Annotated in this window: 12 protein-coding genes; 3 read left to right on the forward strand and 9 right to left on the reverse strand. The window is 63.3% G+C overall.

The window, feature by feature from the left end:
• Positions 1-257 precede the first annotated feature (257 nt).
• The 3 genes from ASD14_RS13930 to ASD14_RS13940 form a co-directional block, all read right to left on the reverse strand.
• Positions 258-2,588, reverse strand: coding sequence for an FG-GAP-like repeat-containing protein (locus ASD14_RS13930; RefSeq protein WP_082539004.1), 2,331 nt, complete (start codon positions 2,586-2,588; stop codon positions 258-260).
• A gap of 84 nt (positions 2,589-2,672) precedes the next feature.
• Positions 2,673-3,305: a CoA transferase subunit B gene (locus ASD14_RS13935; RefSeq protein WP_056135080.1), complete on the reverse strand. Its 633-nt coding sequence runs from the start codon at positions 3,303-3,305 to the stop codon at positions 2,673-2,675.
• An 18-nt stretch (positions 3,306-3,323) separates the two neighbouring features.
• On the reverse strand, positions 3,324-4,040 hold the full coding sequence (locus ASD14_RS13940) for a CoA transferase subunit A (RefSeq protein WP_056135082.1): 717 nt from the start codon (positions 4,038-4,040) through the stop codon (positions 3,324-3,326).
• 200 nt (positions 4,041-4,240) lie between these two features.
• On the opposite strand from ASD14_RS13940, the gene ASD14_RS13945 reads away from it, so the two are divergent.
• From ASD14_RS13945 to wecB, 3 genes are read left to right on the forward strand one after another with little or no spacing between them, the layout of a single operon-like run.
• Positions 4,241-4,987: an electron transfer flavoprotein subunit beta/FixA family protein gene (locus tag ASD14_RS13945; RefSeq protein ID WP_056135084.1), complete on the forward strand. Its 747-nt coding sequence runs from the start codon at positions 4,241-4,243 to the stop codon at positions 4,985-4,987.
• Positions 4,987-5,925, forward strand: a complete 939-nt coding sequence (locus ASD14_RS13950; protein WP_056135087.1) for an electron transfer flavoprotein subunit alpha/FixB family protein — start codon at positions 4,987-4,989, stop codon at positions 5,923-5,925. Before ASD14_RS13945 ends, ASD14_RS13950 begins: the two co-directional genes overlap by 1 nt.
• A gap of 8 nt (positions 5,926-5,933) precedes the next feature.
• Complete coding sequence (gene wecB, locus ASD14_RS13955) at positions 5,934-7,091, forward strand: UDP-N-acetylglucosamine 2-epimerase (non-hydrolyzing) (RefSeq protein WP_343123461.1); 1,158 nt, start codon at positions 5,934-5,936, stop codon at positions 7,089-7,091.
• 6 nt (positions 7,092-7,097) lie between these two features.
• On the opposite strand, the gene ASD14_RS13960 is transcribed toward wecB, so the two are convergent.
• From ASD14_RS13960 to ASD14_RS13985, 6 genes are all read right to left on the reverse strand, one after another.
• A complete protein-coding gene (locus ASD14_RS13960) occupies positions 7,098-7,631 on the reverse strand; it encodes a hypothetical protein (RefSeq protein ID WP_056135093.1) in 534 nt (177 codons plus the stop codon).
• A gap of 35 nt (positions 7,632-7,666) precedes the next feature.
• Positions 7,667-8,152: a hypothetical protein gene (locus ASD14_RS13965; RefSeq protein WP_056135096.1), complete on the reverse strand. Its 486-nt coding sequence runs from the start codon at positions 8,150-8,152 to the stop codon at positions 7,667-7,669.
• A 19-nt stretch (positions 8,153-8,171) separates the two neighbouring features.
• Complete coding sequence (locus ASD14_RS13970) at positions 8,172-11,069, reverse strand: acyltransferase family protein (protein WP_056135099.1); 2,898 nt, start codon at positions 11,067-11,069, stop codon at positions 8,172-8,174.
• Between the two features lie 8 nt (positions 11,070-11,077).
• Entirely contained in the window at positions 11,078-12,679 is a 1,602-nt protein-coding gene (locus tag ASD14_RS16255) for a hypothetical protein (RefSeq protein WP_056135102.1), read from the reverse strand.
• A gap of 62 nt (positions 12,680-12,741) precedes the next feature.
• Positions 12,742-13,086, reverse strand: coding sequence for a hypothetical protein (locus ASD14_RS13980; RefSeq protein WP_056135105.1), 345 nt, complete (start codon positions 13,084-13,086; stop codon positions 12,742-12,744).
• 156 nt (positions 13,087-13,242) lie between these two features.
• Positions 13,243-14,529, reverse strand: coding sequence for a nucleotide sugar dehydrogenase (locus ASD14_RS13985; protein ID WP_056135107.1), 1,287 nt, complete (start codon positions 14,527-14,529; stop codon positions 13,243-13,245).
• Positions 14,530-14,567: the final 38 nt, after the last annotated feature.

A 14,567-nucleotide genomic window follows, 5' to 3' on the forward strand; every position in this document is an offset into this window, starting at 1 on the left:
CGTCCCTGTCCATGGTTGCGTACAAGTCCAGCTGCGTGCGAACTGCTCGCTACCAGGATCGCCAGGCTCCGGCGCAGGGCACCGGTATCCGGTTCCTGCCATGCTCGGCGCCATCCACTGGAAGATCGCCTTTGGTCACATGCATCACCCGGGATCGCCAAAATCAATTCGCCGGCCGGACCATCGCGAACGAATCGTGGCCGCCGAAGCTTGCACCGCTGCGCGGTGTGGCCAGGTCAACCAGAGGCAGGGCGCGGTCACTGTCCTCGATTGAGGACCGCCCAGCTTGTGCTGAGGCCACTGACGCTGGCCTCGTTGAAGCTGGAACCGGTGCCGGTCCAGATGGCAACGCGATTGTCGGAACGCCGCCAAGCCAGATCGCCGCGTCCATCGCCATTGAAATCGCCGGTCCCGAGGAACGCATAACTCGTGCTCACGGCGATGTTGCGATACCCCGTCAACGTCGCACCGTTCATCAACCAGTACTGGATGTTCCCACCGGGCTTGTATCGCCACACGAGATCGGACCTCCCGTCACCGTTGATGTCGATCGCATCCAGGACGATCCAGTCGCGACTCAGACCTCCCAGGGACGCCTCGCGGAAGGTCGCTCCGTTGCCCGTCCAGATCGCCACACGGTTATCCGCCTTACGCCAGGCGAGATCGCCCAGGCCATCGCCGTTGAAGTCGCCCGCCGCAAGGAATTGGTACGCCGTGCTCTGCGCCTGATTCCGATAGCTCGTGCGGGTCGCGCCGTTCATAAGCCAATACTGGATGTTTCCATCTGGCACGTAGCGCCAGACGAGATCGGCCTTGCCGTCTCCGTTTATGTCAACCGCATCCAGCGGCACCCAACTGCGACTGAGGCCGCTGATTGAGTATTTTTGAAAACCCGTTCCATTGTTCAGCCAGATCGCTACGCGATTATCGGACCCGCGCCAGGCGATATCGGTACGCCCGTCGCCATTGAAATCACCATCGGCAACGTGCTCGAAATCGCTGCTCTGGGCGACGTTGGTGTAGGAAGTCCGCGTTGCTCCGCTCATCAACCAGTACTGCAGATTGCCTCCCGGGAGGTACCGCCACAGCAGATCGGACCTGCCGTCGCCGTTGAAGTCATTGCGTGGACGTATGCCGGGTTCCACCACCATGGTTGGCCTGAAAGCTGCGATCAGCGGGAGTGTCTGCGCCATGCTGCGTGCATTGTCCGAAGCATTCGCGATGCCGGTAGGCCGACCCGTGGTCGCTTCCACCACGTTTGGATTGGCGAAATAACGGATCGCCTTTTGACTGCTGTCGGCCAGTCGATAGGCCATTACGGTATAGAAGCCTGTCAGGGAGGACTCCCTGTATCCATAGGAATAGGCATGCGCTCCCGACGTGCCGTCACTGTCCTCCGTGTTATGCGCCTGCCCCATGTTGTGGCCGAGCTCGTGAGCCAGCGTTTCCAGGCGACAGACGTAGGTCTTGCTGTCTGTTTCGTCGAGATCGCCTCGGTCAAGGTCGTCGCTTACGACCGAATAACCCCAAGGGGAATCCGAGTTGTCGATGGCCGACCGGTCGCCGCCGATAAGCCAGGCAACGCCGCACCCCTGGTTCTGGGGTGTCCGGAACCGGCGGACCAGGGTTACCAGGTCGGCCCCGTACTGGTCTCGCGCGGCGCGCAGCGCAGTGAACGCAGGGTCGGCTGAAATGCTTCCCGACTCCGACTTGCCACTCAGCTTTTCCAACGCATCGTTGTTGTCCGTGTCATCGCGATAACTCACTGACACGGTCCGTACGAGCCGGATCCGTGCGTTGATCCGGCTGTTGGAGTAGGCCTGATTGGTAATGTCCACCAGGTTCTGCAACCGCGTGACTGCCTGCGAATTGCCGCCAAGCTCGTTTGCGAAACCGGTCGTGTAACCCAACGCGAGATCGACGGTCGTGCCGCCCGCGGCAGTCGCCAAGGCTTCGGCGGATGCAGACGCCATCACCGGTTCATCCGATGCGAACGACCTGGCCAGCTCCGGGGGAACCATGTAATCGGGTCGCCTCGGATCCGGGTGATGCTCTTTGCCCGGGTCGGATTCAACTACCCATGAGTGCCCGCCGCTTGTCGCCAGGCGCAGCTCACGGTTTCCATCGCGGGGCACGCTGCCGAACACGGCCTTTTCGCCGAACGTAACTATGGCTTCTTCGCCATCCTCGTTACGACCGATCCACGTCCAGTTGCCATTGGGATGTTCGACGTGGCGCTGGTAGTGCAAACGGATCGGTTGACCGTCAGGGGCGGTGATCGTCATTTCGCCCGTCACCACCGCACGCAATGCGTGTTCCTCGCTGACGTCGGCGCGATACCAGGTGGATGCACGCTCCTGGCGCACGACTTGCCGCGGCGGATAGCCGAGGAGGTCCCCGCGATCCGGCAACGCGGCGAATCCGCCGCCCTGGCGTCCGGAAAGCCGGGCTGTCCCTGCCGGTTCCGATCCGGAACTGTCGCGGGCGACCCCGGCCGCGGCCTCGGATACCGACGTCCGCGTACAGGCTGCCTGCAGCAACGCCCCCCCCAGCAGGAAGGAAACAATCAGCGTTCGGACAATGCGCATGGGGACAACCCGCGTGAGGAACACGCATGGTGTCGCTTCTGGCTCCACCGATCAACGAACGATTCGTCGCCTTTTTGGAACCGGTCAGCCAGCGGCCAGCGGAACCCCTGTTTTCTGCCGCAACTCCTCCAAAGTCACGTCCGGAGCCAATTCACGTACGTGAATTCCGCCCTTCCCGACATCCATCACCGCCAGCTCGGTAATGATCCGGTTGACGACGCCCACGCCGGTCAGGGGCAGCGTGCACTCGCCGATGATCTTGTGCTCACCATTCTTGGCCGTGTGCTCCATGAGCACGACCACGCGCTTTACCCCGGCAACCAGGTCCATGGCACCGCCCATGCCCTTGACCATCTTGCCGGGCACCATCCAGTTCGCCAGGTCACCTTTGTCGGTCACCTGCATCGCGCCGAGGATGGCCAGGTCGATGTGGCCGCCGCGGATCATCGCGAAGGAATCGTGGCTACCGAAGTAGCTCGCGCCGGGACGCGCGGTCACGGTCTGCTTGCCGGCGTTGATGAGGTCGGCATCGACTTCCGCTTCGGTCGGGAACGGACCGATGCCGAGCAAACCGTTCTCGCTCTGCAACCAGACATCCATTCCCTCCGGAATGAAGTTGGCGACGAGCGTCGGCAAGCCGATGCCGAGATTGACGTATGCGCCGTCGGTGAGTTCCTGCGCGGCGCGCTGCGCCATCTGCTCGCGGGTCCAGGCCATGTTCGTTGTCCTCGTTGGTTACGCGGCGCGCACGGTGCGCTGTTCGATGCGCTTTTCCGGCGCCGGATTGTGGACGATGCGGTCCACGTAGATGCCGGGCAGGTGCACGTGGTCGGGATCGAGCGTGCCGATTTCGACGATCTCCTCCACTTCGGCAACGCAGATCTTGCCGGCCATCGCGCAGGCGGGATTGAAGTTCCGCGCGGTCTTGCGGAACACCAGATTGCCAGCCGTGTCGGCTTTCCACGCTTTCACCAGCGAGACGTCGGCTTTCAGGGCAGTTTCCATGACATACCAGTGGCCGTCGTCGAACTGGCGCGTTTCCTTGCCTTCCGCGACGACCGTGCCGTAACCGGTGCGCGTATAGAACGCGGGAATGCCGGCGCCGCCCGCGCGCAGGCGCTCGGCCAGCGTGCCCTGCGGATTGAATTCGAGTTCGAGTTCGCCGGAGAGGAACTGGCGCTCGAATTCCTTGTTCTCGCCCACGTACGACGAAATCATCTTCTTGATCTGCCGCGTTCCCAGCAGCAGCCCGAGCCCGAAGCCGTCGACGCCGGCATTGTTGGAAATCGCGGTGAGGTGCTTCGCCCCGGAATCGCGCAGGGCGGCAATCAGCGCCTCGGGAATGCCGCACAGACCGAACCCGCCCACGGCGAGCGTCTGTCCGTCGGCGACGATGCCTTCAAGCGCCTGGGTGGCGTTCGGGTAAACCTTGCTCCTGGCGGCCTCGGCCATCGTGCGACTCCAATGTGGGAGGGCGCGAATTCTAGCGCGCATGCCAGGACGTACCTACCGTACTTTCGGGCACCCATGTCATGCCCGGGCTGTACGCATCCGCATGCAGGGGAGCGTTCGGCACCCGCCTCCGCTAGAATTACCGGCCCGGCCGCATCGGCCGCGCATCTTTCTGAAATTCCCCACAGGAACTCCGCACGATGAAGATCCTCGTCGGCTACAAGCGCGTGGTGGACTTCAATGTCCGCATCCAGGTCAAGCCGGACGGTTCCGGCGTGGTCACCGACGGCGTGAAGCTGTCGGCCAATCCGTTCGACGAAATCGCCCTGGAGGAAGCACTGCGCCTGCGCGACAAGGGCGTCGCCACGGAAGTCATAGTCGCCACGATTGCACCATCCGATGCGCAGGCGCACCTCCGTAACGGGCTCGCAATGGGCGCGAACCGCGCGATCCATGTGGTCACCGACCAGCCGATCCAGCCGCTGACCGCCGCGCGCGCCCTGCTGAAGCTGGTGGAGAAGGAGCAGCCGGACCTGGTCATCCTGGGCAAGCAGGCTATCGACGACGACGCCAACCAGACCGGCCAGATGCTGGCGACGCTGTGGGGCCGCCCGCAGGCGACCTTCGCCTCGAAACTCGAACTTGCCGATGGCAAGGCCACTGTCACCCGCGAGGTCGATGCCGGCCTTGAGACACTGGAAGTGGACCTGCCCGCCGTCGTCACCACCGACCTGCGCCTCAACGAACCGCGCTTCATCAAGCTGCCGGACATCATGAAGGCCAAGAGCAAGCCGCTGGAATCGATCAACTTCGCCGATCTCGGCGTCGACACCGGCGACACGCTGAAGACCACGCACTACGCCGCGCCCGCGAAGCGCAGCCGCGGCGTGATGGTGAAGGACGCGGCCGAACTGGTCGCCGCACTCAAGCAAAAGGGTCTGCTGTGATGAGCAAGGTTCTGATCGTTGCCGAACATCTCGACGGCAAGCTCAACGCGTCGACCGCAAAATGCGTGTCGGCGGCGCAGGCGCTGAAACCGGAAACCATCGACATCGTCGTGCTGGCGGCCGATCCCACAGGCATTGCCGCGGAAGCCGCGCAGATCGCCGGGGTCACCAGGGTCCTCGCCCTCGCCAATCCCGCCAATGCGAACGCGATCGCGCAAGTGCTGGCACCGCAGGTGGCCGCGATCGCATCGGGTTACTCGCACGTGTTCGGCCCGTCGACCACTTTCGGCAAGGACCTGATGCCGTGCGTCGCGGCGCTGCTAGGCGTCGCGCAGGTTTCCGACGTCATGGCCGTGGAAGGCAGCCACACCTTCAAGCGACCGATCTATGCGGGCAACGCGCTGATCACCGTCGAAGCACCGACCGACCATGCGGTCGTGGCCACCGTGCGCAATGCCTCCTGGCCCGAAGCCGCGCGTGGCGGGAGCGCACCTGTGGAGTCCATCAGCGTCGATGCCCGGTTACCTACGCACACCCGTTACGTCGGCCTTGCCGCAGGCAAGTCCGATCGCCCGGACCTGCAGAGCGCGCGGCGCGTGGTATCCGGCGGACGCGGTGTGGGCTCGGCCGAGAACTTCAAGATCATCTACGACCTGGCCGACAGGCTTGGTGCAGCGGTGGGCGCCTCGCGCGCCGCGGTCGACGCGGGATACGTACCCAACGAATTGCAGGTCGGCCAGACCGGAAAGATCATCGCGCCCGAGCTCTACATCGCGGTGGGCATCTCCGGAGCGATCCAGCACCTCACCGGCATCAAGGACGCTGGCACGATCGTCGCGATCAACAAGGATGGTGATGCGCCGATCTTCGAAATCGCGGATATCGGCTTGGTGGGTGATCTGTTTGTGCTCCTGCCGGAACTGCAAGCCGCGCTTTGAGTCCCGCAGTGAACGGCGCCGGACCTATCTGCAAGCGGGTCATGATTGTCTTCGGCACCCGGCCGGAGGCCATCAAGATGGCTCCGCTGGTCCACGCAATCGCGGCCCATCCGCGCCTGCAACCGGTGCTGGTCGTGAGCGGCCAACATCGGCAGATGCTGGATTCGGTGCTCGAGACCTTCGGGTTGCAGCCGGATGCGGATCTAGCCGTCATGGAATCGCGGCAATCATTGCCCGACCTCACGGCGCGAGTCCTGCAAGGCATGGGACACCTGTTGGCGATGCAGCGTCCGGACATGGTGCTGGTGCATGGGGATACCACGACGACGCTGTCGGCGGCACTGGCCGCGTTCTACGCGCGCATCCCCATAGGGCACGTGGAAGCCGGCCTGCGAACCGGCAATCTGCTGGCGCCCTGGCCCGAAGAGATGAACCGGCGGCTCACTGCGCCGCTGTGCGCACTGCACTTCGCCCCGACGAATGCGGCTCGGGACAACTTGTTGCGCGAAGGCATCGAAGCAGGCCGAGTCCACGTCACCGGCAATACGGTGATCGATGCGCTGTTGCAGGTGGATGCCAAACTGCATGCGGAAACGTCGCTGCGGGAAGCGGCGCGCGCGAGTCTGCCGTCACTGGATGCACGCCGTCGCCTGGTCCTCGTGACGGGTCACAGACGCGAGAATTTCGGCGATGGCTTCGAAGGGATATGCAAGGCGCTGTCGCGGCTTGCGCAGCGCAGCGACGTGCAGGTCATCTATCCGGTCCATCTCAATCCGCAGGTCCGCGAGCCCGTCCACCGCCTGTTGGCAGGACTCCATAATGTTCAACTGATAGAGCCGCTGGACTACCTGCCGTTTGTATTCCTGATGCGCCGCGCGGATGTGATCCTGACCGACTCCGGCGGCATCCAGGAAGAAGCGCCCTCGCTCGGGAAACCCGTGCTCGTCATGCGCGATACGACCGAGCGCCCGGAGGCGATAGCAGCGGGAACCGCGCAACTGGTGGGCACCGATCCGGATCGCATCGTCGCGGCAGTGGAACGGATACTCGACGGCCCACCGTCGGCGCCGCACGCGCCTATCGACCGCAATCCGTATGGTGACGGACAGGCCAGTGCGCGGATCGCCGGTATCATCGACGCCAGCTTGAACCCTGGCGAAAACTGACGGCGTCTACTTCGACGCGTTATGCGCCACGCGCCATTCGGCGAGGGATGCGTCCAGATCGCCCTCGGCCCCGACGAGGGACCAGAACGCCGGCCAGTCGGTATCGCTGCGCTCCATCCAGAAGTCCATCTTGCGGCTCTTGTCGCGCAGGAACATCTCGATGTTGGTGCTGACGGTTTCGATGTAGTCGCGGCAGAACGCCAGCGGATCGCGCACGGGGGCTGCGTAGATCTGGTCTGCGTACCCGCGCATGATCGAGCCGCCCAGATGCCAGCGCTTGTTGAAGCTGGCCGCGACCGCTTCGGGATCACGCCGCAGATGCACGTACACAGCCTTGTCGCCATAGGCGGCATCCAACCGTCCCAGGAACCAGGACAGTCGATTGTCGACTTCGATGTGATTGTCCGGATAGTCGACGCGCTGCCTACCGGGTTGTTTCATCCGAGTCTCATGGCCGACGCGATAGTTGCGGATATGGCGCGCAGCGTGGGCGAAGGTCACTGAGCCGCAGCGGCCGGTGCACAACACGAATACATTCATGGATAGCGTTCGACCGATACGTTTCTGTTGCCTACTTATTTCGCCGCTTGCTTCCAGTAGAAGCTGACCAGACCCTGCGCGTCAGGCGCCTGCAGCGCAACCTTCAGGTCGGGCCCCTGCGGCGTGATCACGTAGCGAACGCGCAAACCATCGGCATTGCGTACGACATGCGTATTGCTTGTTTCCGCGGTGGACAGCGGTTTGAAACCAGCCGCTTCGAAGGCATTTGCCAGCACTATTTCGGCCTGCGCTTCATCGATCCTCGCGTATTCGGCGCGCACGACGCGGTCAGTGGTGCCGTCAGCGGCCTGCTTGCTGCTGCGGGAACGGATGATCAAAGTTTCAGGGACGTGGATTCCGCCGGCGATCGGCAGGATGTGCAGGCGTGTCCTGGATGCAGGCTTCGCGGGTTGTTCCTTTGGCGTTTGCGTGTCGGCGTTGCTGTTGGGCGCATCCGACTGTCCGCCGCAAGCGGCGAGAGTGATTGCGACCAGGAGAACCGGCAGGATCTTGATATTCATGGCAGGCCTATGGGTAGCGTCAATTCAGAGTTAGCGAAGCGGCATCGGGGACGGTCCGGCCCTTCGCCAGAAGGGGAACGAGTTGGGCTGAGAATTCGTCTTCCAGCGTACGCGCGAACGTAGCGGTGGGCTGCATTGCATCGCGGTAGACCAGGACGCCATCACGGATCGGATCGCAGAATTGCGGGCCGCAGAATGCGTCGTTGATATCCAGCACGGCGATCCCCGGAGTCCGGTTCGCCAATGACAGAAGCGGCCCTTCGCGGGTGCTCAGCGTGCGGCTGGACCTGCACTGCACGGCGTCGCCCCGCGTCATGAGGCATTGCGGCACGTCGAACGGCATCCAGGGCATGTACCGCACGACCGCGATCCCGCTGCCCTTTGCGCTCAGTTGGCTCACGTATGTCGCAATTCCGCGCTCAAGGGCGGGGCTCGCCTGCTCATAGGAATGCCTGCGGCTGTCTATGTACTGCGGCGACTGCACAAGGACAACGAGGTCCGCTGGTTCGGCCTGCAGGCGGCGGACAACGGCGCCGGCCCAACGCGAACACTCGCCGAATGCGCGTTTCAGCCTTCTGTTGTAAACGGGCGTCGCGGAAAAGAGGCAGCTGTCCTTGAAGAAGGTATCCAGTCGCCAGCCGTTTCGCTGTGCCGCGGCCTTCAGCCCGGGCACGAGATTGGCACCCATCGAATCGCCCACGACCACTACACGGCGTTGCCCATGCTGCTCACCGTAGGTGCAGGACACGACTTGGTCGCGCCGGAGCGACTGCACGCACTTGTCGGCAAAAGCATCCCCGCGATCGTCCTTGGCAAGCATGGGGCTTGGATTGACGCCGTCGAATGACGGGACCTTCCGCATCTGTATGCCGGCCGCCACTGCGTCGGCGCCGGGAATGCCCATGCGCTCGGCGACGAGCGGTGCCATGGTGCGCATGTAGGTGGCCGTGACGTGGTGCGCGTCCCGATACACGAACACGTTGCCGATCACTGCGGGGCACTTCCCGTCGCGGCAGAACAGGTCGGTGAAATCGACCAGGCGGTATCCGGCAGACTTCGCCAGCAAGGACATCGCATCCTGGTACATGACATCGGCCTGCGAGCCGGTGCAGGAATCCGCTTCGCCAGGATGGGAAGCGAAGCAGTCGCGCACCTCGGTCGGCTGCCAGGGCGTGGAACGGAAGACGACGATCTTGTCCCGGCCCCGTGCGACCTGGGACCACAATTCCTGCATGCCGTGCGCCAGCGCCGCGGCGCTGTCCTTGGGTTTCTTGTCCTTCAGGCTCAGGAGCCGGTGTCGGGGCGACTGGGACAGCACGATGTAATCGAAGTCGTGGTCATTGAGGTAGGCGACAACGTTGTGCGCCCACTTCTGGCACGACGCGTACGGCCCCTTCAATTTTGGATGGAACAGCGGTACGTCGGCGGCGATGCACGTCGTCTTCGTGATCCCGACGACCTGCACGTCCGCAAGGCGGGCCATTTCCGCGAACGCCGGCAACCAGTGGACGGCATGCGAGTCGCCAACGACCGCGATACGAGTCTTGGCGTTGTCGCGCCCATAGACGCACGTCTTGACTTCCGCGCCCTGGAATCCCTGGATGCAGCCTTCGGCGTAGGCGACCGACACGTCGTCTTCCACGTTCGGCAATGCCGGCAGGAAATCGACGCGAGCCGCTGGCACGGGACCTGGTGACAACATCGCCATCGCGCCGGGGTATGCCGACGTGTCGGCGACAGCAGCGCTGCCCGATTCGCTTCCGGTTTGGCGCACGACGCCCCATGCGAACGCAACGCACGCCAGGCTCGCTGCGGCGGCAATCGACAAGGGTTTCCAGGAGGGCGTGCCCGGGACACCTGGCTTTCGGAGTGTGTCTTCGACGAAGCGCTTGCTCAGTCCCGCCAGCGCAACGGCGGCAAGGGCGATAACGATGCCTTGGAGGATGCCGATCCGGTCGCCGTAGTAATGCTTGGCGAAGACGATGAGCGGCCAGTGCCAGAGGTAGAGCGAATAGGAGATGTCGCCCAGGTACTGGACCGGACGTGCGCCGAGCCAGCGCGTGGCCAGGAAATGCGGAAAGGCCGCTCCCGCCTGGATCGCGAGCAGGGTCGCCACGGTCGGCAGGAGCGCGGCATAGCCGGGATAAGCGGTGTCATCGCTGAGGAACAAGGCGGCGGCGAGGATTCCTGCTAGACCGAGCAGGAGGACTGGCACGCGTGCGCGGCCTGCGGACGCACCTGCTACGGCCAGCAATCCGCCTGCGGCAAGCTGCCATATGCGGGTGAACGATGAGAAGTACGCCGCGGTCTCGCCCGACAAGCCCGTCTTTACGGAATAGGCCAGCGAGCCCGCGACGATCAGCGCCAGGCATGCGGCGCAGAAACTCCTGAACGAAGTGACTGGCGCGAAGCGGCGAGCGAACGCGTACAGCCCCGCCAGCAGGGCTGGCCACACGAAGTAGTACTGCTCCTCCACCGACAGCGACCAGAAATGCTGGACCGGGGACGCCGACGCCTCGATGGCCAGGTAATCGACGGCCTTGAACGCCAGCCACCAGTTTTCGAAATACAGCGCCGCGGCGCCTGTTTCCTGCGCTACGCCGCGCCATTCGGTCACCGGCAGCAGGACGAGCGTCGCCGCCAGGACCACCATGAGCGTGAGCACTGCCGCCGGCAACAGTCTTCGCGCGCGGCGCACGTAGAAGCGCGGCAGCGAGATGCCACCTCTCGTCTCTAGTTCGCGCAGCAGCAGTGCGGTGATGAGGTAGCCGGATATGACGAAAAAGACGTCGACACCGGTGTACCCGCCGGGCAGCCAGCTGGGCCACAAGTGATAGACAAGCACCAGCAGCACCGCGATGGCGCGCAGGCCTTGGATTTCGGGCCGGAAGCCGCCGTGTTCATCTCGAATCTGCACGTCGCGGACTACTGAGTCATCGCTGTGACGTAGTGCGGCCTGAAACCGGCCTGGCGCTTGAAGCGCAACAGCTCCGAAGTTCCATTTTCCTTGCCGCCATACATCACGTACTTGAGGCCACGGGTAAAACTCTCGCGGTGTTCGGACAGCCAGCGGATCACTTCATGGTGAAGTAACGTCAGAATGCCGTGGTCCAGATGGTCTCCATGCCCGAGAATCTGTGAATAGACAGCGACCTCGCCTGTTCGGCGCAGCGAGATGTACCCCACCAGGCGCTCGTCGACCTGCACGCTCCCCTGCATGTGCCCCGGTGCGGCCTGGAACACGCCGAACGTCATCGCCCAGTGATTCTGGCACTTGGGCAGCGCAACCTCGTATCTGCGGTCGGGAGCGCCGCCCATTTCCTCGATGCTGCGCGTCAGCGTTGGCCTGATCGCGCCGCCCGAGCGGATCTCCTTGGACGTATTGGCCGCATGGATGTCCGGGATGAAGAGCCGCCAGGCAAACGGCTTGACGTAGTAGTTCTGCGCGATGGCCTTCTTCTTCTGGCGCAATCGCGCGCCTTTGCCGAAGGTCTTGATGTGCGCTTCCCACCCGGCAAAGTCGAGGACCTCGTCGACCGGAATGAGCATGGGCGTGAAGCGCCGGGCCACGAAATCGCCGGAGGAGGCGTAGTGCAGGTAGTTGGCCAGTCCCTTTTCGCTCTGGTCGACGAATACGGTGCAAGCCTCGCCGCAGCTGCGGCTGTTACGCGAAAAACTAAGCGTGACGTGTGGGATTTCGACATCACCCACGGGCCCGGCCTTGTCTGCTGCAGTCACCGTCGCGGTCGCTGCCGGAGCCGACGGCGCCTGGCTTGCCGACGCGCCGGCCAACGCGGCGCGCAAGCCGGAATCGAACGCGCGCTCAAGCATCCTGCGATAGGTCGAGCCTTGGAAATGCAGGGTGTTGCCGGGGCCGCAGGAACCGATGTCCGCGAGTTCGAGCGCGTCCTTCGGTTCCACGCCGCCCCAATAGACGCCGTCGACGCGCTCCGCCACCAGTCGGCCGAAGTCGTAGTACTCGAGCCGGTTATCAAGCTTGGGGTAGTAATCGGTCTGCTGGTTGAGGAACAGCACCGGCACGCCCGGGTTCTTGCGGCGGATGCTGACGATGAGTTCGACGGCCTCGTTGACCGATTGGTCGAGGGTACGGCGTCCGAGCTTGCGGTGGCGCTTGATGAAGCTGTCGCGATCGCGCAGGTGTGCAGGGTGGATCCAGAACTTCGCTCCAGCCTCGTCTTCCCAAAGCTCGAAATTCATGTCCGCATAGGAATCGAGCATCAACAGGTCGGCACCGGTCTCGTTCACGACCTCACGATCGGCCTGGCCGATGTAATAGCGCTGCAACGTAGGTTGCATCGCATCGACGTCGCTGATTGAAGCGAGGAATTCCTTCGATACGGTGCGCCCATCCAACGCGTCCAGGAACAGCACCATCGGGGACTTGCCATTCTGGACGACCGTGGGTTTGGCGGCGAACAGGTCCGGATTGAGCGCGAGCGATCGCCGGCAGGTGCAATCGCCGCGAACCAGGATCTTGAGCGGACTACCGTCTGGCTTGACGAACATGACTCACACGATTGGGGAGTAGAAGGGAGTGGATGCGACTTCCCAGCCGCATCGAGATTGCCTTAGCGCTTCAGGTAAATCGAGCCGATTGCCTTCGGGTCCTTGAGCGCCGGACCGACGCCCTTCGGGCGGGCCAGCGTGCGGACCGGCTGGCCGTGGCGCGTGCGGTAGAGCTGGCGCGCGCCGTTGCCATCTTCGAAGCGATGACCGGCCTTGTAGCCGGCCGCCATCAACTGTGCGGTCACGATCGCTTCCGCTTCGGCCACGGTTCCGGAGACGACCTCCATGAACATCTGGCGTTCGTCGGCGCCAGCGGCATTCTTGCCGACGCGGTCGTAACGCACCTTGACCTTGTCACCGAGGGCAGCGACGACCGCGCTTACCGCATCCTGGCCCGCCGGTTGCACGAGGCCTGGGGACTGCGGTGCCGGAGTCGTGGTGGCGGTTGCAGGCTCGACAGTCTGCAGAGGTTCTGGCGATTGCCTGTCGCACGCAGCACAGGCAAGCAGGATTACTAGGATCAGGGTTGATTTACTCATGGATCTGGGTACTCGGCAGGAAACTTAAAGGCGGAAAACGTTGGGGGCATCCGGCATCACGCCCTTGACGTCGAACACGATGCCTCCTGGCTTGAGCAGGTCACGCACTTCGAACTCGGCTTCACTACCAACGAACTCGCGATGCGCCACCGCGAGGACGATCGCGTCGTAGCTACCGGCTTTCGGGGGTGGAGAGAGTTCGACGCCATACTCATGACGGGCTTCGCCGGCGTCGACCCATGGGTCGTAGACTTCAAGTTGCGCATTGGTCGTCGCGAGGTGCTGAAGCAGGTCGACGACCTTGGTGTTGCGCACGTCCGGGCAGTTTTCCTTGAAGGCGAGCCCCAGGACAAGGATGCGCGAATCCACGATGTTCAGGCGTGCGCGTGCCATCAGCCGCATGACCTGGTTGGCAACGTAAGGTGCCATTTCGTCGTTGATTCGGCGCGCGGCCAGAATCAACTCCGGGTTATAGCCGAGCATCGTCGCCTTGTGCGCGAGGTAGTAGGGATCGACGCCGATGCAGTGACCGCCCACCAGGCCCGGAGAGAAAGGCATGAAGTTCCACTTGGTCCGCGCGGCGGCGAGAACTTCGTGGGTGTCGATGCCGATGCGGTTGAAAATGCAGGCCAATTCGTTCATCAGCGCGATGTTGACGTCGCGCTGTGTATTTTCGATCACCTTGGCGGCTTCTGCGACGCGGATAGAACTCGCCTTGTGGGTGCCGGCCTCGATGATCGACGCGTACAGCCCATCCACGAAATCGGCCACTTCAGGCGTCGAACCAGACGTGACTTTGGTGATTTTGGTGACCGTGCGCAGCTTGTCGCCAGGATTGATGCGTTCCGGGCTGTAGCCGCAATAGAAATCCTGGTTGTAGCGCAGGCCGGAGACTCGCTCGAGCACGGGCACGCACACCTCTTCGGTAACGCCGGGGTATACGGTCGATTCGTAGATGACGATGTCGCCCTTTTTCAGCACGGAGCCGATCGCGGCGCTGGACTTGAGCAACGGGTCGAAATCCGGCCGGCGCGCGGCGTCGATCGGCGTGGGCACCGTGATGATGAATACGTTGCAGGCTCGCAACGCCTCGAGTTCATTGGTGAAGGCGAGTTTCGTCGCATCCGCAAGGTCAGCTGCAGGCACTTCCAGTGTGCGGTCATGGCCCTCTCGGAGTTCAGCGACACGTTCGAGATTGATGTCGTACCCCAGCACGTCCATCCGGCGACCGAAGGCCACTGCCAGCGGCAAGCCGACATAACCCAGTCCGACGATGGCCAATCGACCCTGCGCGTTCGTTGCTGAAAACATTATCCATTCCCGTAGATTCTTGACTTGATGGCCACCGT

This window comes from Lysobacter sp. Root494, assembly GCF_001427225.1.
Classification (GTDB): Bacteria; Pseudomonadota; Gammaproteobacteria; order Xanthomonadales; family Xanthomonadaceae; genus Agrilutibacter.